Here is a 22,771-nt window from a genome sequence, read left to right as displayed (position 1 = left end):
TTCCTTGGCGGACCTGGAGACTGGGGGCCGCGATATGGGGCGGCTGCATGTGCGTCTCGTGTCCGATGCGTGTCGAGGGAAGGCTGCGGCTCGGAAGATCCTAACCCAGAATGCCTGCTGCCGGACATGCAGCAACTATGGCGGATTCATGATGAACTCAAGTTGCCGCCGGCGAGCGCGAGGACGCTGTGTGGTCGTCGTCCCTGTTTTTCTGCCGCATCGACTCCATTCATCCGCCGGGAAATCGCCGGGGCCGGAAAGCCAAGGATCCCGCCCGTGGCTCTCCGGTCCTTGATCAGCGCAGCAGCAGTGTCGGAATCTTGGCTGAGCGCAGCAGATCGGAGGTTTTGCTGCCGAACAATAGGGCGCGGATCGGGGAGTGACCATAGGCGCCCATGACGAGCAGGTCGATTTCCCGCTCGCGCACCGAGCGGGCGATGACGTTCTCGGCGTCGCCCGGAACCAGATCCACCTGGGTTTCGAGGCCCGCCGTCTCCAGCGTCGTTTTGGCCCATTCGAGCTGCTTCGCGCCATCCCGGGTCGTCTTGCCCGACATCAGCACATGGATCGGCAGGCCGGTGAACAGCGGGCTCTTGGCGACCAGCTCCACGCCGCGTCGCGCCATGCCGCCGCCGTCGAAGGCGAGCATCACCCGTCGCGGTGTCTGGAACTGCTCGGTGACCGCCAGGATGGGCCGCTTGAGCGCCCGCACCACGCGCTCGACATTGCGTCCGAGATCGCGTTGGGTGGCCTCGGCCGATTCGCCCCGGCGTCCGAGCACGAACAGACCCACTCCGGGTTGCTGCTCGACCAGCACCTCTTCGAGCTCGCCGTGGCGTTGGCGCACGTCGGGCGCCGTGGCCCCGGCGGCGATGGCGCGCTCGCGCAACCGATTGAGAAAGAGCCGTCCCTGCTCGCGCGCGGCCTTGCTGCGCGCCGCATCCTCCTCGGACAGTGCCTCGAGCAAGTGCTGTTGGGCGTTGAAGCCGATCGTGCCGCTATGGTCCTTGCCGCTGGCGCTTTCGGGATGTCGGTCGAGGATGTGCAGCAGCTCCATCGGAGCCTCCAGACGGCATGCCGCCCAGGTTGCCGCGTCCGTCACGGTGTCTGCATAGTCCGAGCGGTCGACACAGGCCAGGATCTTGTTTTCCTCTTGCATGGCGAATCTCCTTCAGTGTCCCATCAGATGCTCGACGGCATCGGGCTTGTCGTGGACCGCGAACTTGTCGATCAGGGTCGCGCTGGCCTCGTCGAGACCCATGACCTCGACCTCGGTGCCCTCGCGGCGGAATTTGATGACCACCTGGTCGAGTGCGCTGACGGCGGTGATGTCCCAGAAATGGGCGCGGCTGACGTCGATACGCACGCGCTCGATGACCTCCTTGAAGTCGAAGGAGGCGACGAAGCGGTCGGCCGAGGCGAAGAAGACCTGTCCGGTGACCAGATAGGCGCGCGTGCGACCCTCGTCGAGCGAGACCGATCCGATATAGAGCACCTTGCCGACCCGGTTGGCGAAGAAGAAGCCGGAGAGCAGCACACCGACGAGGACGCCTTGCGCCAGGTTGTGTGTGGCCACCACGACGATCACGGTCGAGAGCATCACCACGTTGGCCGACAGCGGATGGTCGCGCAGATTGCGAATCGAGGCCCAGTTGAAGGTGCCGATCGAGACCATGATCATGACCGCCACCAGAGCGGCCATGGGGATCTGCGCCACCCAGTCGCCGGCGAAGACCACCATCAGCAGCAAGAGGACGCCGGCGGCGAGGGTCGAGAGTCGTCCGCGTCCGCCCGATTTCACGTTGATGACCGACTGGCCGATCATGGCGCAGCCGGCCATACCCCCCAGGAAGCCCGTCGCGACGTTGGCGACGCCCTGACCGACGCACTCGCGGTTCTTGTTGCTCGACGAATCGGTCAGGTCGTCGACGATCGTGGCCGTCATCATCGATTCCAGCAGACCCACGGCGGCCAGCGTGGCCGACACCGGGAAGATGATCTGAAGCGTCTCCAGATTGAGCGGGATCTGGGGCAGCAGGAACATGGGCAGGCTGTCGGGTAGCTGACCCATGTCGCCGACGGTGCGCACGTCGAGGTTGAGCCAGATGGCCACGCCGGTCAGCACGAGAATGGTCACCAGTGGTGAGGGAACGACCTTGGTCAGGTAGGGGAAGAGATAGATGATCGCCAGACCGGCGGCCACCATGGCGTAGACCTGCCAGGTCGCGCCGATCAGCTCGGGAAGTTGAGCCATGAAGATGAGGATGGCGAGTGCGTTGACGAATCCGGTGATGACCGAGCGCGAGACGAAACGCATCAGATTGCCCAGACGCAGCCAGCCGGCGAGCATCTGCAGCACGCCGGTCAGCACGGTTGCGGCCAGCAGATATTGCAGACCATGGTCCTTGACCAGGGTGACCATCACCAGGGCCATGGCACCGGTGGCTGCCGAGATCATGCCGGGCCGGCCGCCGACGAAGGCGGTGACCGTGGCGATACTGAAGGAGGCGTAGAGCCCGACCTTGGGGTCGACGCCGGCGATGATGGAAAAGGCGATCGCCTCGGGGATGAGCGCCAGCGCGACCACCAGGCCGGCGAGCAGATCGTTGCGGACGTTGGAGAGCCAATCCTGGCGGATGGATTTCATGCTGAGTCGGAACCTTCGCGGAGAGAGCCGAGCGGATCGGCGATGGATGAAAAACGCGAAGGCCGGCCGCCTAAGCGGCGAGGGGAGCGATCTGAGAACCGGGGGAGTCGGAGGGAGGCGCAGGCATCAGGTGCGGCATCGCGTCGAGATCTGGATATGGGCGTTTGGCTCAAACGCGTGGCGAGCCGGGGCTGTCTACACGGGAAACTGACTCCTGAAGTCCATGGTTTATTTGCGAATTTTCGCAAGTCTAGCCGTTTTGCATCCCATGGGCAAACTCGGGCGTGGCCGGGGAGACCTGCTTTCGGCCTGATTCCAGCGTCACCTTGCGAGCCTCTCCAGCAGGCATTGGAGAGGTCCTGAGCAGGGGCCGGTCGAGCGTCGCTCGACCGGCCGAATGATGTCGCCCGTCATGGATCAGGCGTTGCCCGTGTCCGCGCTGCCCGGCTGCGGGCCGGCATGTCTGAGGATGAGCTCCTGTGTCGGATAGGCGAACTCGATGCCTTCCTCTCGGAAACGGCGGTTGATCGCCAGATTGATCGCCTGCTGGATATCCATGTAGCGGTTGTAGTCCGGTCCCTGGACGTAATAGACGATCTCGAACAGCAGCGCGAAGTCGCCGTACTCGAAGAAATGGGCGCGATCGAATCGTGTATGCGCCTGGTCGCGAATGATGCGCTCGATCATTCCGGGGATGCGCTCGAGCAGATCCGGCTCGGTTTGGTAGACCACGCCCAGCCTGAACACGACGCGGCGCTCCTCCATGCGCTTGTAGTTGTGGATGCGGCTGTTGAGCAGTTCGGTGTTCGACATGGTGACCTGCTCGCCGGAGAGGCTGCGGATCCGGGTTGTTTTGACACCGATCTGCTCGACGACGCCCAGAGTCGAACCGGTCACCACGAAGTCGCCGACCCTGAACGGCTTGTCCAGGATGATGGCCATGGAGCTGAAGATATCGGCAAGGATGTTTTGCACCGCGAAGGCGACCGCGATGCCCCCCACCCCCAACGCACCGATGAGCCCGGTGATGGGGTAATGGAAATGGGTGAGCACCGAGATGAGCACGATGCTCCAGATGCCGACGCGGATGAAGAAGAGAATGAGTCCGTAGCCGCTGACCGCCGAGGGATCCTGCCGCTCGCGGCGACTGCGTTGGCGGTTGAGATAATCGACTGCGCCCGCGCTGGCCCAGATTCCGATCTGGAGCCAGAAGACGACGACGAGAATGGTCCAGAGCCAGTCTTGCAGACGTCCTGGAAGCAGGCCGGAGACCGCCATCGAGGCGTAGAAGGCGATGATCACCACGAACAGCTGACTGGTATTGCGCACCAGCGCCAGGACCAGTGCCCGGGGTGCGCGTTTCTCGCCGTTGCTGGCGGAGACCAGGCGCGGCAGAACCGTGCGACTCAGAAGCCGCTTCAGTAGGGATACGGCCAGGATCACCAGCAGGAAGACCGTGCCGCCGGTGACGATGTCGCGCAGATAGAACCCCTGGTCCTGGAAGACGAACAGTTCCCGGTTCCACCAGGACGAGACCCAGTTCTCGGCGTCGTCGAGTCGCTGAGACAGGGTGCGACGGCTCACCAGCGGATCGAGCTCGTCCTTGAATCGGTCCGCCAGGGCGCTGACCTGGTCCTCGACGCCGAGCAACTCCTCGGCGCGTTTTTCCTGCGCATCCAGGGCCGCGAGTCGGCGTTTCAGTGCGGTGCGCAGATCATCCGCGAGACCTGAGTCGCCGAGCCGCTGGGTGAGCGCGAGCTGCATCGATCGCAGCGTGGCAAGCTCGTCTTGCAGATAGCGGGTTTCGGCCTCGATGTTGTCGGCGAGGTCGGTCGTCTCTTTCAGCCAGTTGACCAGCGAGGCCGCTTCGTCTTCCTGATAGAGTCGATAGCGACGCTCCCAGAGTGTGCGCTCCGAAGCGATGCTCGTGAGCGCATGGCGCAGATAGCCGATGCCCTTGCGCGAGGATGCGAGCTCGGCCTCGCTGGCCGCGACCGCTTCCGTTAGGAACTGTGCGCGAGCTTCGTCCTGGTTGCGCTCCAGCCGTTGGCGGGCATCGAACAGGGCGCTTTCGGCCTGGTTTCCGGTCCGGGTCAAGGCGTCTATCCGCTGGCGGATCTGGGTTGCGTGTGCATTCAGCTCCGCGAGCCGTTCGTCCAACATCTGTTTGGTGAAGCTGACCTGATCCTTCATGCGCGCGATTTTGGCGCTCAGCAGGTCGCTACGCTGTCGGTCGACCTTCGCCTCCAGATGCGCGACCTCTAGGGTGCGCTGCGCCGTTGCCAGCCGTTGCCGTGAGGCGAGTACGCCGAGTCGTGCGGCTTCCAGTCGGCGCTCGAGCTGCAGTTTGTCGCTTTCGGGCGCGGCCTGTTCCAGCTGGCTGCGCGCGCGTCGGCGCTCCTGCTCCTGGGTTTCGATCTCCTTGGTCGCCGCTTCGGTCTGTTGACGCGCGATCTCCAGTGCGCGCTCGGCCGCCTCGGCGGCATGCCTGGCCAGTCGATGCTCGCTATACAAGCGATCGATTTCCGCGATCGGGTAGGGCGGCTTTTCAGGCAGGCCCTTCTGCTGTAATGCCTCCTGTGAGGCCTGTAGCTCGGTCAGCGAGCGCTGCAGCTCCTGGTGTCGCGAGAGCAGGGTCGCTCGACGTTGCAGCGAGAGTCGCAGGTCGCGCAGCGGTTCGAGCCTCGGATCAGGAGCGGGTCCTTCGTCTTGGTTGGTGGAGGGCGGCGGTGCGTCCTCGTCCTTGACCTCTGCGATTCGGTCATCGATCCGCTTCAGCGTCTTGTCGATATCCTCGGCCGACGCGTCCTGTCCAGGAAGCGCGGGGAGACCGACCAGAGCGGGGTCGAGTCCGTTCTTTGCCTCCGGCGCTTGCGTGGCTGGGGTATCGGTTGCGGTGGCATCCGCCGCCGCTGCGTCAGGGGTGTCCTGTGCGAGCGTCGAAAGCGAGAAGCAGACGAGCGCGAGGGCAATGAAGGAAAGACGGGCGAGGCGAGCGGAGATCACGGATGGACGACTCCCTTGGGCTGATCATGTGAGCGGAAGGGTGAAGTCGATTAAATAACAACTATCGTGCCATAGGGCTTGTGCCCTGATGAAACGCCAAGGTGGACTTGGTTGATCCGCGTCGAGGATCTGTTTATCAAGTCGAGGATCTGTTTATCAATTAGTTGAGGCGCGTGAGCGGGGCACCTGAGTCGTTCGATGTCCCGCATGCGCCGTCGCCCATCGCGATTGGCGTTGTCGGGCGGCGGTCAGGGGTGGGGCATTTGACTAGGGGGTGGCGCAAAACCACCAGACGGTTGAGATTCGGGGAACGATGGGCTCACCATCCCCGGTCCAGTAACGGTCGCAGAAAGCGTCCGGTATGGGATGCCGCGTCGGCGGCGATGGTTTCGGGCGTACCCGTGGCGATGATCTGACCGCCCTTGTCGCCACCCTCCGGTCCCAGGTCGAGGATCCAGTCGGCCGTCTTGATGACGTCGAGATTGTGCTCGATGACCACCACGGTGTTGCCCTGGTCGCGCAGGCGGTGCAGCACGTCGAGTAGGTGCTTGACGTCGTGGAAGTGCAGTCCGGTGGTGGGTTCGTCGAGGATGTAGAGCGTGCGTCCGGTGTCGCGCTTGCTGAGCTCGCGGCTGAGCTTGACCCGTTGGGCCTCGCCACCCGAGAGTGTGGTGGCGCTCTGTCCGAGCCGGACATAGGAGAGTCCCACGTCCTTCAGCGTCTGGAGCTTGCGGTGGATGACCGACACAGGTGCGAAGAACTCCAGTGCGTCCTCGATCGTGAGGTTTAGCACCTCGTCGATCGTCTTGCCCTTGTAGCGGATCTCCAATGTCTCGCGGTTGTAGCGCCGGCCCTTGCAGGTGTCGCACTGGACGTAGATGTCGGGCAGGAAGTGCATCTCGACCCGGATGAGTCCGTCCCCTTTGCAGGCCTCGCAGCGTCCGCCCTTGACGTTGAAACTGAAGCGTCCGGCGGTATAGCCGCGCGAGCGCGCCTCGGGGACGGCGGCGAAGAGGTCGCGGACCAGATTGAAGAGTCCGGTGTAGGTGGCCGGGTTGGAGCGCGGCGTGCGACCGATGGGGCTCTGGTCGATGTCGACGACCTTGTCGAACAGCTCCAACCCCTCGACGGCGCCATGCGGTGCTGGACGCAAACTCGCCCCGTTGAAATGGCGCGCGGCGACTGGGAAAAGTGTGTCGTTGATGAGCGTCGACTTGCCCGATCCAGAGACCCCGGTGATGCAGCAGAAGGTTCCGACCGGAATGGCGGCGTCGACGGCGCGCAGGTTGTTGCCGCGCGCGCTAAGGATGCGCAACTGCCGCTCGGGATCGTTGGGTGTGCGTCGCTCGGGGATGGGGATGCGCAGGTCGCCCGCGAGATAGCGCCCGGTCAGGGATTCCGGCATGGACGAGATCGCCTCTGCGGTGCCCTGAGCCACGATCTCGCCGCCGTGGGCGCCGGCGCCGGGTCCGATGTCGACCACCAGGTCGGCGGCGCGGATCGCCTCCTCGTCGTGCTCGACCACGATCACCGTATTGCCGATGTCGCGCAGATGGACGAGCGTCTTGAGCAGACGGGCGTTGTCGCGCTGGTGCAGACCGATCGAGGGCTCGTCGAGGATGTACATGACGCCGACCAGGCCGGCACCGATCTGGCTGGCGAGCCGGATGCGTTGAGCCTCGCCGCCCGAGAGCGTCTCGGCGCTGCGCTCCAGGGTCAGGTATTCGAGTCCGACGTCGACCAGAAAGCGCAGCCGGGTGGCGACCTCCTTGATGACCTTGGCGCCGATCTCGCCGCGCTTGCCCGGCAGTTCCAGCGACTCGAAGAAGCGCAGCGACTCGCCGACCGGCATGCGCGAGATGGCGGGTAGGTTGTAGTCGCCGACGAAGACGTGACGCGCCGCCTCGTTGAGCCGCGAGCCCTGGCAGGCGGGGCAGGGCTGGTGCGAGATGTAGCGCGCCAGCTCTTCCCGGACCGTGTTGGATTCGGTCTCGTGATAGCGACGCTCCATGTTGCGGATGATGCCCTCGAAGGTGTGCGGCTTGGCGCTGCCCTTCTCGTGCGGCAGCTTGAGCCGGATCTTCTCCTTGCCGCTGCCGAAGAGCACGACCGAGCGGACCTGCTCGGGGAGTTCATTCCAGGGCGTCTCGACGTCGAATCCGTAGTGCTCGCCGAGCGAGCGGATCATCTGGAAATAATAGGCGTTGCGTCGGTCCCAGCCGCGCACCGCGCCGCCGGCCAGGCTGAGTTCTGGGTGAACCACGACCTTGGACGGGTCGAAGAACTGTTCGACGCCCAGTCCGTCGCAGGTGGAGCAGGCCCCGGCCGGATTGTTGAACGAGAAGATCCGGGGCTCCAGCTCGGGGATGCTGTAGCCGCAGACCGGACAGGCGAACTGGGCCGAGAAGGTGAGTTCCGGGCATTCCGGTTCGTCGATCCAGCCGACCCGGGCGGTGCCGCCGGAGAGCGCGAGCGCGGTCTCGAAGGACTCGGCCAGGCGCAGCGTCAGGTCGTCGCGGACCCGGAAGCGGTCGATCACCACCTCGATGTCGTGCTTTTTCTTGAGGTCGAGTTCCGGCGGATCGTCGAGTTCGTGGAGCTGGCCGTCGATGCGTGCGCGGATGAAGCCCTGGGCATGCAGCTCTGAGAGCAGTCGCTGGTACTCGCCCTTGCGGGCCGAAACCACGGGGGCGAGCAGCATCAGCTTGTCGCCCTCGGGCAGATTCAGCACCTGATCGACCATCTGACTGACGGTCTGTGCCGCCAAGGGTTCGCCGTGGGTTGGGCAGCAGGGTTGACCGACGCGGGCGAACAGCAGGCGCAGATAGTCGTAGATCTCGGTGATGGTGCCGACGGTCGAGCGCGGGTTGTGCGAGGTGGTCTTCTGCTCGATCGAGATCGCCGGAGACAGCCCCTCGATATGGTCCACGTCCGGTTTCTCCATGACCGAGAGGAACTGGCGGGCATAGGCAGAGAGCGACTCCACGTAGCGCCGTTGTCCCTCGGCATAGATGGTGTCGAAGGCGAGCGACGACTTGCCGGATCCGGACAGCCCGGTGAAGACGATGAGCCGGTCGCGGGGCAGGTCGAGGTCGACGCCCTTGAGGTTGTGCGTGCGTGCGCCGCGGATGCGGATGGTGTCCATGGAGTCTGCCGGGGGATTGGGTGCCTGGTCGCGAGGTTCGCGAGGCTTGGTGCGGATCACGGCGGCGGAGCGTCTGCTTCCGTCCAAGCCGAGCTGCTATTATGCGGAGCTTCGACGTCAAGAAGCAAAGGCCATCGGCCGTGAAGTCATCAGATACGCCAAATCTCGAAATCCCCAAGACTCCGCTCTCGCCCACCGAGCGCCGCGCCGCGATGGGCCTTGCTGCCATCTTTTCCACCCGTATGCTCGGCCTCTTCATGGTGCTGCCGGTCTTCGCGCTCTACGCCGACGATCTTCCCGGTGCGACGCCGCTCTTGATCGGCCTTGCGATCGGCGCCTACGGACTGACGCAGGCGATCCTACAGATTCCGCTCGGTTTGCTGTCCGACCGTATCGGGCGTAAGCCGGTCATCTATGGCGGGCTCGCGCTCTTCGCCCTGGGCAGCCTGGTTGCGGCGCTGGCCGATAGCATCCAGTGGGTGATCCTGGGTCGCGCGCTTCAGGGCAGCGGTGCGATCGCTGCAGCGATCATCGCCTTGACCGCCGACCTGACGCGTGATGAGGTCCGCACCAAGGGCATGGCGGCGATCGGCATCAGCGTCGCGCTCTCCTTCGCGGCGGCCCTGGTGATCGGTCCGCCCATCGCGCGCTGGATCGGCATCTCGGGCATCTTCGCCCTGACCTCGGTGCTGGCGATCGTCGGTATGCTGATCCTGGCCTATGTGGTTCCGGACCCGGATCGCTCCATGGTCCATCGCGATGCCCAGCCGGTGCTGGATCAGCTCTCGGGCGTGCTCCGCAACCCGACCCTGCTGCGGCTCGACCTGTCCATCTTCATGCTGCATCTGACCATGGTGAGCATGTTCGTGGTGCTTCCGCTCTCGGTCGAGTCGGCCGGGCTGGCTCCGGTCGATCACTGGATGATCTATCTGCCGGCCGTGCTGCTCGCCATCCTGGCCATGGTGCCCTTCATTGTCATGGCCGAGCGTCTGGGCAAGGTCAAGCCGGTCCTGCTCGGCGCCGTGATCGCGCTGGGCGCAACCATGTTCGGCTTCTATCTGTTCCATTGGTCGCTCTGGCTCGCGGCCTTCCTGCTGGTCGTGGTTTTCACTATCTTCAATCTGCTGGAAGCGGTGCTGCCGTCGCTGGTGTCCAAGGCCGCCCGGGCCGGGGCTAAGGGAACGGCCATGGGGGTCTTTTCCAGCTCCCAGTTCGTCGGCGCCTTCCTGGGAGGACTGCTCGGCGGTTGGGCGCATGGCAGCTTCGGTCCGCAGGCCGTCTATCTGGTCGGCGCGATGACCTCGCTGGCCTGGATCGGCGTCGTCGCGACCATGCGCATTCCGGCCAACCTGACACGCCACATACTGACTCTCGGTATCCTGCCCGAGGATGCGGTGCCCGACGTGGAGCAGCGTTTGTTGGATGTGCCCGGCGTCGAGGAGGCGGTGATCGCCCGCGATGAGGGTGTGGCCTACCTCAAAGTGGACAGTCGCCAGCTCGATTGGGCAAGATTGCAGGCCTTTTCGGCCAGCGCTTGAGAATCGGCATCCGATGCCGATGTCTGGCTGGCCGTTTGATTTTTTGCGAGACAACAATCGCTCACGCACGGCGTGTAGCGGGAGGAAGGTATGGCGGGTATCAATAAGGTGATCTTGATCGGCAATCTCGGGGCCGATCCCGAGGTTCGCTACATGCCGAGCGGCGACGCGGTGGCCAATGTGCGGATCGCGACCAGCGAGACCTGGAAGGATCGCAACACCGGTGAGCGTCAGGAGCGCACCGAGTGGCACAACGTGGTCTTCTTCGGCAAGGTCGCCGAGATCGTCAAACAGTATCTGCGCAAGGGTTCGAAAATCTACGTCGAGGGCAAGCTCCGCACCCGCAAATGGCAGGGGCAGGATGGTCAGGACCGCTATTCCACCGAGGTCGTGGTGGATATGAACGGCACCATGCAGATGCTCGACGGTCGTCAGGGGATGGGCGGCGGCTCCGCCGCACCCTATCCGGAGGAGTCCATGTCGGCCCCGCGCGGTGGTGGCCGCGCTCCGCAGCAGCAGCCCTCGGCCCCGGCCGGTGGTTCGAGCGGCAGTTACGGCGGCGGCCCCGACTTCGACGACGACATCCCGTTCTGAAGACGATTCTGTAGAGGATTCACATCCTCTCGCGTGGCTCTAGGAGGGCTTCATGCGTACCCTATTGGTAACCGGTGGCGCGGGTTTCATCGGCGGCAACTTCGTTCACTATCTGCTGAACGAGACCGATGTCCGCGTGGTCAACCTGGACGCCTTGACCTACGCCGGCAATCTGGACACGCTGGCCGATCTCGAGGGTAACCCGAGGCATGTCTTCGTCCAGGGCGACATCGGCGATGCCGCGCTGGTGAGTCGTCTGCTGGCCGAATATGCCGTCGACGCGGTGGTGAACTTCGCCGCTGAGAGCCATGTCGACCGCTCCATCGACGGGCCGGGCGCCTTCATCCAGACCAATGTGGTGGGCACCTTCAATCTGCTCGACTGCGCCCGTGCCCACTGGAATCGGCTCAGCGGCAGTGCGCGCGAGGGTTTCCGCTTCCTGCACGTCTCGACCGACGAGGTCTACGGCTCGCTGGGGCCGACCGCTCTTTTCACCGAGACCACGCCCTACGCGCCCAATTCGCCCTACTCGGCCTCCAAGGCGGCCTCGGATCATCTGGTGCGAGCCTGGTTCCATACCTACGGGCTGCCGGTGCTCACCACCAACTGCTCGAACAACTACGGTCCCTATCAGTTCCCCGAGAAGCTGATCCCGCTGATGATCCTCAAGGCTCAGAGTGGCGAGCCGCTGCCCATCTACGGTGACGGCGGCAACATCCGCGACTGGCTGTTCGTCACCGACCACTGCCGTGCCATCTGGCGGGTGCTGGAGGCGGGCACGCCCGGCGAGGTCTACAACGTCGGCGGCAACAGCGAGCGGACCAATCTGCAGGTGGTGGATACCCTCTGCGCCCTGCTCGACGAGCTGCTGCCCGACGCGCCGCACAGTCCGCACGTCCAGCTCAAGCGCTTCGTCACCGACCGCCCTGGCCACGATCGCCGCTATGCGATCGATGCCAGCAAGCTCAAACGCGAGCTGGGCTGGGAACCGCTGGAGACCTTCGAGTCCGGCATGCGCCGGACGGTGAGCTGGTATCTGGACCATCCCGACTGGTGTCAGGGCATTACCTCCGGGCGCTATCGCGGCGAGCGTCTCGGCACCGAGCAGTAAGGACACACGATGAATCGTAAAGGCATCATCCTGGCCGGCGGCTCCGGCACCCGGCTCTATCCCTTGACGCGCATCTTCAGCAAGCAGCTGCTGCCGGTCTACGACAAGCCGATGATCTACTATCCCCTGTCGACGCTCATGCTGGCGGGGATTCGCGAGATCCTCATCATCTCTACCCCGCAGGATCTCCCCATGTTCCGCGCCCTGTTGGGCGACGGTTCGCGCTGGGGACTTTCGTTGAGCTACGCCGAGCAGCCGCATCCGGGCGGGTTGGCGCAGGCCTTCATCATCGGCCGCGACTTCGTCGGCGATGCGCCCTCCTGTCTCATCCTCGGCGACAACATCTTCTACGGCCATGGACTGGTCGATCAGCTCAAGGCGGCGAGTGCCCGTGAGCAGGGGGCGAGCGTCTTCGGCTATTACGTCTCCGATCCCGAGCGTTACGGCGTTGCCGAGTTCGATGCCGAGGGACGAGTGGTGAACCTGGAAGAGAAGCCCCAGTCGCCCAAGTCCAATTGGGCGGTGACCGGGATCTATTTCTACGATGGCAAGGTCTGCGATCTGGCCGCCGGCCTCGCCCCCTCGCCGCGCGGCGAGCTGGAAATCACGGATCTCAACAATTGCTATCTGCGCCAGGGCGAGCTCTCGCTGATTCGCATCGGGCGCGGCACCGCCTGGCTCGATACCGGCACCCATGCCTCCCTGATGGAGGCCGGGCAGTACATCGAGACCATCGAAAAACGTCAGGGGCTCAAGATCTGCTGTCCCGAGGAGGTCGCCTATTTCAACGGCTGGATCGACGAGGCCACCTTGCGCGAACAGGCCGCCGAGCTGCAGAAGAGCGGTTACGGTGATTATTTGCTGAGCCTGATCCAGCGGGGGCGGGTATGAAGGTCATCGAAACCGAGCTGCCCGGCGTCCTGATCATCGAGCCCAAGGTCTGGGGCGACGAGCGCGGCTATTTCCTGGAGACCTATCGCGCCAATCGCTATGCCGAGTTCGGTATCCCTCAGCCGATGGTGCAGGACAACCAGTCCTTTTCCCGCAAGGGTGTGCTGCGCGGGCTTCATGTCCAGCATCCGCATGCCCAGGGTAAGCTGGTGCAGGTACTGGCGGGCGAGGTCTTCGACGTCGCCGTGGATATCCGTCGTGGATCCCCCACCTTCGGACAATGGGTCGGGGCGACGCTTTCGGGCGAGAACAAACGTCAGTTCTGGATTCCGCCCGGCTTCGCCCACGGTTTTCTGGTGACCGCCGAGACGGCGCTCTTCGTCTACAAGAACACGGACTATTACAGTCCAGAAACAGAATTCAGCGTGCGCTGGGACGACCCCGAGATCGGTATCGACTGGCCTCTTGAGGCCAGTCCAGAACTCTCCCGCAAGGACCGCGAGGCGTTACCTCTCGCCGACATCCCAGCGTCTCGCCTGCCAGGTTACGAGGATTACGCATGAAGAATACAGGTTGTTCGGGCAGTCGGCCCACGTTGCTGCTGATTGGCTCGAATGGACAGGTCGGCTGGGAGTTGCGCCGCACGCTGGCTGGCATCGGTGACGTGGTTGCCGCTTCGATCGAGGGCGAATGCGGTCCCGTCATCGATCTCATGGATCCAGATGCTCTGGCCCGGCTCATCAGCGAGACCAAGCCCGATGCCGTGATCAATGCCGCAGCATACACGGCGGTCGACAAGGCCGAGGCCGATCGCGAGATCGCCCAGCGCATCAACGCCGACGCCGTGGGCGAGATGGGGGCTCTGCTGGCGAAGACCGGGACGCCGATCATCCATTATTCGACCGACTTCGTTTTCTCCGGCAATCTGAACCGCGCCTATACCGAGGACGACACGCCCGATCCGCTCAATGTCTACGGCGAGACCAAGCTCGGCGGCGAGCGCGCACTGCTGGAGTCGGGCGCCAAGGCGCTGGTCTTCCGCACCAGCTGGGTCTATGGCGCGCGCGGGGCCAACTTTCTGCTGACCATGCTGCGTCTGTTCAAGGAGCGTGAAGAGTTGCGGGTGGTCGACGACCAGATCGGCTCGCCGACCTGGAGCCGCATGCTGGCCGAGATGACCTCCATGGTGCTCTATCGCGTGCTGCACGGCGATTTGGACCTGGACCAGGTCGGTGGGCTCTACAACCTCACCGGCGCCGGGCAGGTGAGCTGGTGCGGCTTCGCCAGCGCTATCCTGGAGGCAAGCGGCCTGGATGCGCGCCTCATTCCCATTCCCTCGACCGAATATCAGGCCCCGGCCATGCGTCCCATGTACTCGGTGCTCGACAACAGTCTCTTCCAAGAGACCTTCGGACTGTCGATGCCCGACTGGCGTCTCTCGCTGACGCAGTGTCTCGAAGAGCTGAAACGGTAGAGCCATTCCACTCCGGGCGATGTCCGCCCGGGTTCCCGCCCTGGCGGTCTACCCGGATTGCGCTTCATCCGGCTACGGGTTCGTAGCCGGGGTGGAGTGCAGCGAAACTCCGGGCAGCAGACTGCGCCAAGGTTCGACCGTTGCTTCCGATCCTGCGCCCACTCACCATTCCTCGGCGCGTTTGAGGTCAAGCCCCTGCAAGTGCTCTTCGACCCGCTTGGGGTCGCACTCGACGGTTGCGATCTGTTCCCCGTCCTTCACGACATTGACTCCGGCATAACCCTCCGTCGCATCCTTTTCCGCACCCGCGAAGACGCGATATTCGAACCGACCGTTAGGGATGTTGACCGAATAGGTCATGGCGCGGCCGAAGCCGCTCCACTGATAGCTGCTGGCCTGATCGCGCGGTACCTTGAGCAGGATCTCGGGCTGCTTGTCCCTGCCGAATGAATAGCGGATGGTCTTGCCGTCGTCGCAGACCTCGATCCGCTTGCCGTTGTGCCGAGTCTGGCAGGTGAAGAGACTCTTTGATCCGGGATCGCAGTCCGCTCGAACACTGGCGCCGAGGCCCAGTGACAGGGATGCGGCGAGGACGAGACCTGTTCTGATGATGGTATTGGATCCGTTCATGCTGGCCTCCGGGTCGATTGGATGACCGAGGCTAGTGCGCCCGCAGCGGCCTGTCCATACCGATTTCCGAGATAGTCCGAACAGGATCGGCCGCGGAAATTTGTCCCCATCGATTCAAGATAGAATGGCGCTCCCATGGTGATGCGACATCGCCGATACCGATCGATACAACGAGGAGATGACATGTCGAGACACTGGCTATTGCCGCTAGCTATGGCGGCCGGATTGATGTCGGCGAGCAGCGAGGCGGCCCTGGTGGTCACCGAGAATCTGGATGGCGAGCCGCAGACGCGGATCTATCATGACGGTGCCTATTTCGAGGTCGAATCCGGGCGTCTCATGAATCGCATCGACCTCAAGCAGGATCGGTGTCTCATGGTGAACCACGAGGCACGCGTCTATTTCGAGGGCGCATGCGAGGGTGGGCTCGACGAACTGATGGCCACTCTGAAGGCGGAATTCGAGCGTCAGATCGCGACCTTGTCCCCCGAGCAGCGGGAGCAGATGCAGGCGATGGTCGGTGCCATGATCCAGGGCACGGGTCGCGGCAAGGTTGGCTTCAAGCGTGACGGAGAGGGGACGGTTGCGGGCTACGAGGCTGAATCCTACCTCATTACGATCAACGACACGCCCTATAGCTCGGTTTGGGTCTCTTCGAATCTTGAGGCCGCGATCAAGAAGGAGTTCGATCTGGACGCCTTCCGGCGTTGGGAACGCAAGATGCGCGAGGAGATCGATGCCATGACCCATCAGCTCGGGGCTCAACAGAGTGGCGCCGATCCGATGGCCGAGGCGTTCGACGCCATCGTGGCCAAGGGTTACCCCGTCAAAATCGTGCCCAATGCGGCGGCAGATATGATGGGTATGATGGTGCCGCCGACCATTGCCGACGAGGCGAGCGAAACAATCGAGGTGATCTCGGTCGAGCAGAGATCCGATTTCCGTCCCGAGTCCTTGAATCCGCCGGATGACTACGCGAAGTTGTCATCCTGGGCCGAGTTCATGCGGGCCGACATGGACAGTGAGGATGAGGATCACGCTCACGATTGAGCGCGAGGCGTTTCGGTATTGCTCGGTTGGCGGAGGCATGTTTCGGCCTCCGCCAACCACTCCGATCAGGCTGAGACGGCCTGATTCATTTCCACGGGCTCGGCTTCGGCGCAATCATCCGCGTTTGCGGCCGATGTCTTCGCCGTCACTACGGACCGCTGGCCCAGCCGGCCCTGGCGGTAGGCGACCAGGTCCTCGATCGTCAGCACCGGCATCTCGTGGCGTTCGGCGAACGCGACCACCTCCGGCAGTCGCGCCATGGTGCCGTCCGGGTTGGTCAGTTCGCACAGCACCCCGGCTGGTCCGAATCCCGCGAGCGTCATGAGATCGACCGTGCCCTCGGTATGACCGCGTCGGGCTAGAACGCCTCCGGCACGTGCGCGCAGCGGAAAGACGTGCCCTGGGTGCGACAAATCCTCCGGTCGCGCATTGTCTGCGATCGCCGCCTGAATGGTCGTTACTCGATCGGCGGCCGAAACGCCGGTCGTCACGCCGTGGCGCGCTTCGATGGTGATGGTGAAGGCCGTCCCGTTTTGGCTGGTGTTGTGCTCGACCATCATCGGCAGTTCGAGCTGCTGGATCCGTGCCTCGTCGAGACAGAGACAGACGATTCCGCTGCACTCGCGGATAAGCATCGCCATCTGCGGCGCGGTGATGGTGTGGGCGGGGAAGATGAGATCACCTTCGTTCTCGCGATCCTCGTCGTCGACCAGAAGGATCCCGCCGCCTTGACGGAGATGCTCGATCGCGATCTGGACGCGTTCCAGGGGTGAGCCGAAACGGCTCAAGAGACTCGTCGAATGAGTCTGGTTGGATTCGATCTGATTCATGGCTCTCTGATACCGGCTTGTCGATGTGCCAGAATCAGGGCGTTTTGGAAACGGCTGGTATAAATACCGGGCAATAGGGAGCTATGTCCCCGAAGGGACGCTGTCGGTACTGCCTTATCCTCTTCCATCCGGACTCTAACCGTCGGCTCCGGATTCGCACCGGATCTGCTGACCCTGCCTTGCGGCAGGCGCTCGCGGGCTGCTCCGCTGTCGCGGAATCACCGCCGGTCGGGAATTTCACCCTGCCCTGAGAATAAGCGACTGGCGTGCTCCGGGTGGAGCACGCCCTTGATACTACGAGACATGGGCCGGCGGGGCAATGTCGATCAGGGGCGGCGCCTTGTTGGCCCATGCGGCGCCGCCCCCTCTGGACTCAGTCGATGTGTCCCTTTTTGTGCTGATCGTACAGATAGCCCCCGAGCGCTCCAGCACCGGCTCCGATGAGTGCCCCGGCCCCGGCGTTTGCGCTCAGCGATCCGATCAGTGCGCCGCCGGCCGCGCCCATGAGGGCGGAGCTACCGGCGCGTTCTCCCGTGGTAGTGCCGCAGCCGGCGATACCGATAACAGCGGCGAGCGCGAATGGGATGGCGAGTTTAGGCATGGTTGGACGCTCCTGATGAGATGAAAGGGGATGGCTCGCGAGCGCTACTTGCATGGATATTTCTCGGCAAGCGCGCGCACGAGACCCACAACGGGTGTTTCGTTCATCAGTTTCTCATTCCCGGCGTTCTTCTTCGCCCAGGCGACGAATGCCATGCGCCCATCGTCGGTGGTCACGTTCTTCGGATAGCAAATCAAACGTTTCAGCTTCTTACGGTCCGTGACTGCGTCGTGATATTGCACGGCTCCGTGGATGAAGCCCCGGCATGCGAAGGAGGCGGGGACGTATTCCGGTGCGCCGGGCTCGACCGAGCACACCTGATAGAGATCTTCCGTGGTATCGAAGTCGATGTCTTCGTCCTGGACCGCGATGGCAGGCTGGCTGCCCAGCAAGACCGTCATCGCCGCGGCCAAGGTCGCGACAAGCAAGGGTTTTCTCGACATGTGGCTGAATCCTCTCGATCGGTTGATGGGGTTCGGCTCGCGATCTCTTGGGAGCCGGCCGCGCGCTTGGATCACGGCCCCCAATTCATAGCATGATCGGGCACTTGGGTGCATGCTCGGGATGAACCCTGCGTGAATCTGGAGTGGGGGTCGGTGCCACGCGGCGCGGCGCGGTGTGCTTTACCCGGTCGAGACCTTTATTTAGGCTAAGGGACGGGCGGCATGTCCCCTTGTTTCGCCGCTCGCTCGCTGCGTCCTCCATGTCGAGCGGGGCAGCCTCAACCGACTCCAAGGATCGACCATGGTTAAGATCGAACGACCGCTTCTATCCGCCCTCGTTCTGGGCGCCTTGATCCCACTATTGACGGCCTGTGGACCCATGTACCGCACCGTCTATACCTATACGCCGCCTAGCAATCTCGAGGGCAAGCGGTGTCTCAATCAATGTCTGGCGATGCGCGAGATGTGCCGCTCCAACGCCGAGGGGCGGGCGGCCCAGAATCGATCGAACTGCCAGCAAAGCGCTATGGTCAACTATACGGCCTGCATCAGCACGGCCAAGAGCGACTCCGAGCGCGCGAAATGCACGGATAGCAGCTATGCGTGCAACGAGCAGGTGAATACCTCGCAATGCGATGGCGACTATCGCGTCTGCTACAGCAACTGCGGCGGAATCGTGGATAGCCGCGAGGTCTGCGTTTCGGGCTGTCAATGATTCAGGGTGCCTCGGCCGCATGGTGATGCGCCGAGGTCCTCTCCGCATTCGAACCCATGCGTTCCCCTCTCGCCTCCCCGTCGCCCTTGAAGCGCTCGCTTCGAGTCTGTAGGGTGAAAAGGTCGAGTCAACACTGACGCTCGCTCGTGCCTGATGATCGCGGCCCGGCAGCGCGTGCCTTCGATTCTGGTCGGTCTGCTGACCGCTAGACCGTCTTCGTTTCAAGTCTCGGTTCAAGGTCGAGTCCGTTATCTACTGGCGAAGGCTGCCCTCGGGCAGGGCAACTCTGCACGGGCTCCGAGACAAGATCGCACCAAGGTTTTTCGGGTCATCACTCGCCTTCGGCGGTCTCCGCAGCAGGGGACGTCGATCCATTGCCGGTCGGGGCAGGAGAGGGATTCGTATCCCGATTTCGCCTCGCGGGCGCGCGTCGCTTCCTTCAAGACCGCAACGGAGTCGACGCCTATGCCAGAACGTTACAATACCGATTACGAAATCGGACAGGACAACATCCGTGCCTGGGGCATGGATCTGCACAACCCCGTCTTCATTATCTCCAGCCTGCTGGTGCTGGCCTTCGTCATCGGCACACTGGTGTTTCCCAACGAGGCCAAGCAGGCATTCGAAGGCTCCAAGGCCTGGTCGATCGATAACTTCGATTGGCTGTTTCTGGTCGCCGGAAACATCTTCGTGCTCTTCTGCATCGCCCTGATCGTCTTGCCAGTCGGCTCGATTCGTCTGGGCGGCGTGGATGCCAAGCCCGAGTTCTCGCTCTGGTCCTGGTTCGCCATGCTGTTCGCGGCCGGCATGGGCATTGGACTCATGTTCTGGAGCGTCGCCGAGCCGGCGGCCTATTTCAGCGACTGGTACGGAACCCCGCTCAACGTGGAAGCGGGGACTCAAGAGGCGGCCGATCTGGCGCTCGGGGCGACCATGTTCCACTGGGGGCTGCATCCCTGGGCCATCTATGCGGTCGTCGGGCTCTCGCTCGCCTTTTTCACCTACAACAAGGGGCTGCCCCTGACCATCCGCTCGGCCTTCTACCCCTTCATCAAGGACAAGTCCTGGGGCTGGTTCGGTCACGTCATCGATATCGTCGCCGTCATGGCCACCATCTTCGGGTTGGCCACCTCGCTCGGGTTCGGCGCCAAGCAGGCGGCGAGCGGGCTGCACTATCTCTTCGATCTGCCCAATACCATCAACCTTCAGATCGCCATTATCGTCGGCGTCACCTCGGTCGCTGTCATCTCGGTGATGCGCGGGCTCGACGGCGGTGTCAAACTGCTGAGCAACATCAACATGCTGCTGGCCCTGATTTTGCTGGTGTTCGTCATCGCCGTCGGTGCCGGATTTGGGATCTTCTGGCGTGTCGCCACCACCGCCATGGACTATGTCGAGAACCTGATTCCGCTGAGCAGCTGGATCGGACGCGACGACGAAAAGTTCTATCACGGCTGGACCGTCTTCTACTGGGCCTGGTGGATCTCCTGGTCGCCCTTCGTCGGCATGTTCATCGCCCGCGTCTCCAAGGGGCGGACCGTGCGCCAGTTCATCACCGCCGTCCTGCTGGTGCCCACCCTGGTGACCATCGTCTGGATGAGCGCCTTCGGCGGACTCGGCATCGATCAGATGCAGGCGGGCGTCGGCGAGCTGGCCGATGGCATCTCAGAGGTTTCACTGGCGCTGTTCCAGATGTTGGCCAACCTGCCTCTGGCGAGCATCACCTCCTTCCTGGCCATCGTCCTGGTGCTGGTGTTCTTCATCACCTCCTCGGACTCCGGCTCGCTCGTCGTCGACAGCATCACCGCTGGCGGTAAGCTCGACGCACCCGTTCCGCAGCGTATCTTCTGGGCGGTCATGGAGGGACTCATCGCGGCGACCCTGCTCTTCGGCGGCGGCGCCGACGCACTCGGCGCGCTCCAAGCGGCGGCCATCAGCGTCGGATTGCCCTTCACCCTGGTGCTGCTCGCCATGTGTGTCGCGCTCTACATGGGGTTGAGCCACGAGCGGCGCTACGTGCTCGGGGGCTGATCTCATCCGAGAGCGGAGCCGTCTCGCCGTCGCCTGAGCTACGCGGGCGGCTCCAACCGTAGGGTGCAATAGCGAAGCGTATTGCGCCGAAAGGAAGCAGGCGCAGGTCGATCAGGTTGTCGACACCAGAACCTCGAAATCTGAGGCATGTGACGTCAGTCGAGCATCGAGACGCATCGCTTGCCAACCATGCGGCGCAATACGCTAGCGCTATTGCGCCCTACGTTGGATTGATCGCCCAATCCTCCGAGTAGATCCCCGCCTCGACGAATCGGGAAAAGGTCGAAAACGGCCAATCCCGAGTCCGTTCCACATAGCCATGCTTTACCGGGTTGATGTGCACATAGTCGCAATGCGTCGCGAAATCGCGGTCGTCGCGAATCGCATGCTCCCAGAAGCGTCGTTGCCAGATACCCCGCTCGCCGCGACGCATCCGCACTGCCGAGCGAGATTCGGTCGGCTCGATCGCACGCGAAAAATGCTGCTTGATGGTTCGCCAGCGATTGGCGTAATCGTCGTCGCCCTCCGGCAGGGTCCAGATGGCATGCAGATGATCCGGCAGCACCACCCAGACGTCGATATGGAAGGGATAGCGACCCCGAACCCGCCGCACCGATTCGCGCAACGCATCGATATGCCGGACCAGCAGATCGTTCGGATAGCGTTCCAGCAGATTCACCGTGAAGAAATAGGTCCCACCCGGAACCCGAACGCGACGATAGTCCGGCATATTTCCTCCGTGTCCGAGCCAACCACTCCGCCAAATGTAGGGCGCAATAGCGAAGCGTATTGCGCCGAAAGGAAGTCGGCACAGGTCGATCAGGTTGCCGAAACCAGGAGCAACTTCGAAATCCGAGCCGCATGCAGCGTTGGTGTGGCGATCACCTGAGCCGCTTGCCAAACATGCGGCGCAATACGCTATCGCTATTGCGCCCTACGCGGGCTGAACGTTCATGGATGAAGGCGGCGTTTGCGCCGCATATCTTCATAGAGCCAGACCATCCGGTCCAGGAACCAGCTTTTTGCAAGATAGGTCAGCGCTAGGCCACTGGCGGCGCCAGGGATCGAGTAGACGAGTGCCGACCCGAGGGCGATCAGAAAGCCGACCAAGGCGACGGTCTTGAGAATGGCGAATAGGGGCGAGCGATGATGGTCGGGGATTTCGACCCGATCGCGATCCAGATAGAGGCGCTCGCCGAGCACCGCCTTCGAGGCCCAGGCGTCGGTCGATTCCGGTTTTGGAAACAGCGCCGGATTGATCAGCGTCCAGGTGATCGATAGGGCAACTGGAACGAGAAACCACCAGCCGATCCAGGTCCGGCTCCAAATCGCCAGCATGAGCAGCGGCAGCACGGAATAGCGGCTCCACACGCTGAGAGGATTGGCGTGTCGCATCCAGTTTTCGTCGGTCAACCGGAAGATCGACGCGATCTTGCGTTCGAGTGTCATGTGTCAGTCTGTCCGTGTGGGGCTCGATCGTCTCCAGCGGAGGGGCGGCCGAAAGAACGCGCGTCAGCCTCGCCTTGATCCATGTAGGGCGCAATAGCGAAGCGTATTGCGCCGAATGGAAATTGGCACAGGTCGATCAGGTTGGCGGAACCAGGAACACCCTCGAAATCCGAGCAGCATGCGACGTTGGTCGGGTTTTGATGTGAGCATTTTCAAACCATGCGGCGCAATACGCTATCGCTATTGCGCCCTACGCGGGATTACTCGAAGTAGATGTTTTTAGGTCCGAATTCACTGGTGATACTATGTGCTTCCATAGGGCAATGTCCATTCTTGCATAGTGCGGTCCAAAAGGCGTTATCGAAGTTATTTTCCAACAGGTAGATATATCGACATGCACTCCGAAGGCTGTGTCGGCTCCATACTGGACCTGGGCTGCTGGAGCCATGAATTCCATAATGACTTTCAAGGTCATAGAATGAGATCGGCTGGTTCGCGTCCCATTTATCACAGAGAAATGAGTGTAATTCTTCTAGTTCAGGCTCTTGGACCTTGAAGCAGTCCGCGTATGGTTTGTGCCACGGGGCGCTTTCGCTGAGGAAAGGGTAGACGCTAT

The 22,771-nt window shown here is 63.0% G+C and carries 19 protein-coding genes and 1 riboswitch; of the genes, 9 read left to right on the top strand and 10 right to left on the bottom strand.

Annotation, left to right across the window (positions count from 1 at the left end):
• Positions 1 to 295 precede the first annotated feature (295 nt).
• From THIDRDRAFT_RS03945 to uvrA, 4 genes are all read right to left on the bottom strand, one after another.
• Positions 296 to 1,159 (bottom strand): universal stress protein, encoded by an 864-nt coding sequence (locus tag THIDRDRAFT_RS03945; RefSeq protein WP_007039512.1) that lies wholly within the window; start codon positions 1,157 to 1,159, stop codon positions 296 to 298.
• Positions 1,160 to 1,171: 12 nt separating this feature from the next.
• Entirely contained in the window at positions 1,172 to 2,647 is a 1,476-nt protein-coding gene (locus THIDRDRAFT_RS03940) for a SulP family inorganic anion transporter (RefSeq protein ID WP_007039511.1), read from the bottom strand.
• A 417-nt stretch (positions 2,648 to 3,064) separates the two neighbouring features.
• Positions 3,065 to 5,653 carry a mechanosensitive ion channel domain-containing protein gene (locus tag THIDRDRAFT_RS03935; protein WP_007039510.1) on the bottom strand — a complete coding sequence of 863 codons (2,589 nt, stop codon included), beginning with the start codon at positions 5,651 to 5,653 and terminating at the stop codon, positions 3,065 to 3,067.
• Between the two features lie 319 nt (positions 5,654 to 5,972).
• Entirely contained in the window at positions 5,973 to 8,798 is a 2,826-nt protein-coding gene (gene uvrA / locus THIDRDRAFT_RS03930) for an excinuclease ABC subunit UvrA (protein WP_007039509.1), read from the bottom strand.
• A 101-nt stretch (positions 8,799 to 8,899) separates the two neighbouring features.
• Between uvrA and THIDRDRAFT_RS03925 the strand changes: the two genes are divergently transcribed.
• The 6 genes from THIDRDRAFT_RS03925 (at position 8,900) to rfbD (ending at position 14,406) form a co-directional block, all read left to right on the top strand.
• A complete protein-coding gene (locus THIDRDRAFT_RS03925) occupies positions 8,900 to 10,336 on the top strand; it encodes an MFS transporter (protein ID WP_007039508.1) in 1,437 nt (478 codons plus the stop codon).
• Between the two features lie 90 nt (positions 10,337 to 10,426).
• Positions 10,427 to 10,930 carry a single-stranded DNA-binding protein gene (gene ssb / locus THIDRDRAFT_RS03920; protein ID WP_007039507.1) on the top strand — a complete coding sequence of 168 codons (504 nt, stop codon included), beginning with the start codon at positions 10,427 to 10,429 and terminating at the stop codon, positions 10,928 to 10,930.
• A gap of 52 nt (positions 10,931 to 10,982) precedes the next feature.
• Positions 10,983 to 12,041 carry a dTDP-glucose 4,6-dehydratase gene (gene rfbB, locus THIDRDRAFT_RS03915; RefSeq protein WP_007039506.1) on the top strand — a complete coding sequence of 353 codons (1,059 nt, stop codon included), beginning with the start codon at positions 10,983 to 10,985 and terminating at the stop codon, positions 12,039 to 12,041.
• A gap of 9 nt (positions 12,042 to 12,050) precedes the next feature.
• Positions 12,051 to 12,932, top strand: coding sequence for a glucose-1-phosphate thymidylyltransferase RfbA (rfbA, locus tag THIDRDRAFT_RS03910; protein ID WP_007039505.1), 882 nt, complete (start codon positions 12,051 to 12,053; stop codon positions 12,930 to 12,932).
• Entirely contained in the window at positions 12,929 to 13,495 is a 567-nt protein-coding gene (gene rfbC, locus THIDRDRAFT_RS03905; RefSeq protein ID WP_007039504.1) for a dTDP-4-dehydrorhamnose 3,5-epimerase, read from the top strand. The genes rfbA and rfbC overlap by 4 nt, the downstream gene beginning before the upstream one ends.
• Complete coding sequence (rfbD, locus tag THIDRDRAFT_RS03900; protein WP_007039503.1) at positions 13,492 to 14,406, top strand: dTDP-4-dehydrorhamnose reductase; 915 nt, start codon at positions 13,492 to 13,494, stop codon at positions 14,404 to 14,406. The genes rfbC and rfbD overlap by 4 nt, the downstream gene beginning before the upstream one ends.
• Before the next feature lie 162 nt (positions 14,407 to 14,568).
• Here rfbD and THIDRDRAFT_RS03895 read toward each other — a convergent pair whose 3' ends face one another.
• Entirely contained in the window at positions 14,569 to 15,036 is a 468-nt protein-coding gene (locus THIDRDRAFT_RS03895; protein ID WP_007039502.1) for a hypothetical protein, read from the bottom strand.
• Between the two features lie 183 nt (positions 15,037 to 15,219).
• Between THIDRDRAFT_RS03895 and THIDRDRAFT_RS03890 the strand changes: the two genes are divergently transcribed.
• Positions 15,220 to 16,086: a hypothetical protein gene (locus THIDRDRAFT_RS03890; RefSeq protein ID WP_007039501.1), complete on the top strand. Its 867-nt coding sequence runs from the start codon at positions 15,220 to 15,222 to the stop codon at positions 16,084 to 16,086.
• Between the two features lie 65 nt (positions 16,087 to 16,151).
• On the opposite strand, the gene ribB is transcribed toward THIDRDRAFT_RS03890, so the two are convergent.
• From ribB to THIDRDRAFT_RS03875, 3 genes are all read right to left on the bottom strand, one after another.
• Positions 16,152 to 16,916 carry a 3,4-dihydroxy-2-butanone-4-phosphate synthase gene (gene ribB, locus THIDRDRAFT_RS03885; RefSeq protein WP_007039500.1) on the bottom strand — a complete coding sequence of 255 codons (765 nt, stop codon included), beginning with the start codon at positions 16,914 to 16,916 and terminating at the stop codon, positions 16,152 to 16,154.
• A 112-nt stretch (positions 16,917 to 17,028) separates the two neighbouring features.
• Positions 17,029 to 17,175: riboswitch (FMN riboswitch) on the bottom strand.
• Between the two features lie 114 nt (positions 17,176 to 17,289).
• The gene (locus THIDRDRAFT_RS03880) at positions 17,290 to 17,517 is read right to left on the bottom strand and encodes a YMGG-like glycine zipper-containing protein (protein ID WP_007039499.1); all 228 of its coding nucleotides are present in this window, start codon (positions 17,515 to 17,517) and stop codon (positions 17,290 to 17,292) included.
• 44 nt (positions 17,518 to 17,561) lie between these two features.
• Positions 17,562 to 17,960: a Rap1a/Tai family immunity protein gene (locus THIDRDRAFT_RS03875; protein ID WP_007039498.1), complete on the bottom strand. Its 399-nt coding sequence runs from the start codon at positions 17,958 to 17,960 to the stop codon at positions 17,562 to 17,564.
• A gap of 301 nt (positions 17,961 to 18,261) precedes the next feature.
• Between THIDRDRAFT_RS03875 and THIDRDRAFT_RS23555 the strand changes: the two genes are divergently transcribed.
• Both THIDRDRAFT_RS23555 and THIDRDRAFT_RS03865 read left to right on the top strand, forming a co-directional pair.
• Complete coding sequence (locus THIDRDRAFT_RS23555) at positions 18,262 to 18,675, top strand: hypothetical protein (RefSeq protein WP_007039497.1); 414 nt, start codon at positions 18,262 to 18,264, stop codon at positions 18,673 to 18,675.
• Between the two features lie 465 nt (positions 18,676 to 19,140).
• Positions 19,141 to 20,706 carry a BCCT family transporter gene (locus THIDRDRAFT_RS03865; RefSeq protein WP_007039496.1) on the top strand — a complete coding sequence of 522 codons (1,566 nt, stop codon included), beginning with the start codon at positions 19,141 to 19,143 and terminating at the stop codon, positions 20,704 to 20,706.
• A gap of 220 nt (positions 20,707 to 20,926) precedes the next feature.
• On the opposite strand, the gene THIDRDRAFT_RS03860 is transcribed toward THIDRDRAFT_RS03865, so the two are convergent.
• On the bottom strand, positions 20,927 to 21,436 hold the full coding sequence (locus THIDRDRAFT_RS03860; protein WP_007039495.1) for an REP-associated tyrosine transposase: 510 nt from the start codon (positions 21,434 to 21,436) through the stop codon (positions 20,927 to 20,929).
• A gap of 221 nt (positions 21,437 to 21,657) precedes the next feature.
• Positions 21,658 to 22,155, bottom strand: a complete 498-nt coding sequence (locus tag THIDRDRAFT_RS03855) for a DUF6653 family protein (RefSeq protein ID WP_007039494.1) — start codon at positions 22,153 to 22,155, stop codon at positions 21,658 to 21,660.
• Positions 22,156 to 22,771 lie beyond the last annotated feature (616 nt).

Source organism: Thiorhodococcus drewsii AZ1 (assembly GCF_000224065.1).
GTDB lineage: Bacteria > Pseudomonadota > Gammaproteobacteria > Chromatiales > Chromatiaceae > Imhoffiella > Imhoffiella drewsii.
This window is presented reverse-complemented; position numbering and strand designations above follow the sequence as displayed.

Coding starts and splice junctions, on each gene's coding strand:
- THIDRDRAFT_RS03945 (WP_007039512.1), bottom strand. CDS start 1,159: ATGCAAGAGGAAAACAAGATCCTGGCCTGTGTCGACCGCTCGGACTAT.
- THIDRDRAFT_RS03940 (WP_007039511.1), bottom strand. CDS start 2,647: ATGAAATCCATCCGCCAGGATTGGCTCTCCAACGTCCGCAACGATCTG.
- uvrA (WP_007039509.1), bottom strand. CDS start 8,798: ATGGACACCATCCGCATCCGCGGCGCACGCACGCACAACCTCAAGGGC.
- THIDRDRAFT_RS03925 (WP_007039508.1), top strand. CDS start 8,900: ATGCGGAGCTTCGACGTCAAGAAGCAAAGGCCATCGGCCGTGAAGTCA.
- ssb (WP_007039507.1), top strand. CDS start 10,427: ATGGCGGGTATCAATAAGGTGATCTTGATCGGCAATCTCGGGGCCGAT.
- rfbB (WP_007039506.1), top strand. CDS start 10,983: ATGCGTACCCTATTGGTAACCGGTGGCGCGGGTTTCATCGGCGGCAAC.
- rfbA (WP_007039505.1), top strand. CDS start 12,051: ATGAATCGTAAAGGCATCATCCTGGCCGGCGGCTCCGGCACCCGGCTC.
- rfbC (WP_007039504.1), top strand. CDS start 12,929: ATGAAGGTCATCGAAACCGAGCTGCCCGGCGTCCTGATCATCGAGCCC.
- rfbD (WP_007039503.1), top strand. CDS start 13,492: ATGAAGAATACAGGTTGTTCGGGCAGTCGGCCCACGTTGCTGCTGATT.
- THIDRDRAFT_RS03895 (WP_007039502.1), bottom strand. CDS start 15,036: ATGAACGGATCCAATACCATCATCAGAACAGGTCTCGTCCTCGCCGCA.
- THIDRDRAFT_RS03890 (WP_007039501.1), top strand. CDS start 15,220: ATGTCGAGACACTGGCTATTGCCGCTAGCTATGGCGGCCGGATTGATG.
- ribB (WP_007039500.1), bottom strand. CDS start 16,916: ATGAATCAGATCGAATCCAACCAGACTCATTCGACGAGTCTCTTGAGC.
- THIDRDRAFT_RS03880 (WP_007039499.1), bottom strand. CDS start 17,517: ATGCCTAAACTCGCCATCCCATTCGCGCTCGCCGCTGTTATCGGTATC.
- THIDRDRAFT_RS03875 (WP_007039498.1), bottom strand. CDS start 17,960: ATGTCGAGAAAACCCTTGCTTGTCGCGACCTTGGCCGCGGCGATGACG.
- THIDRDRAFT_RS23555 (WP_007039497.1), top strand. CDS start 18,262: ATGGTTAAGATCGAACGACCGCTTCTATCCGCCCTCGTTCTGGGCGCC.
- THIDRDRAFT_RS03865 (WP_007039496.1), top strand. CDS start 19,141: ATGCCAGAACGTTACAATACCGATTACGAAATCGGACAGGACAACATC.
- THIDRDRAFT_RS03860 (WP_007039495.1), bottom strand. CDS start 21,436: ATGCCGGACTATCGTCGCGTTCGGGTTCCGGGTGGGACCTATTTCTTC.
- THIDRDRAFT_RS03855 (WP_007039494.1), bottom strand. CDS start 22,155: ATGACACTCGAACGCAAGATCGCGTCGATCTTCCGGTTGACCGACGAA.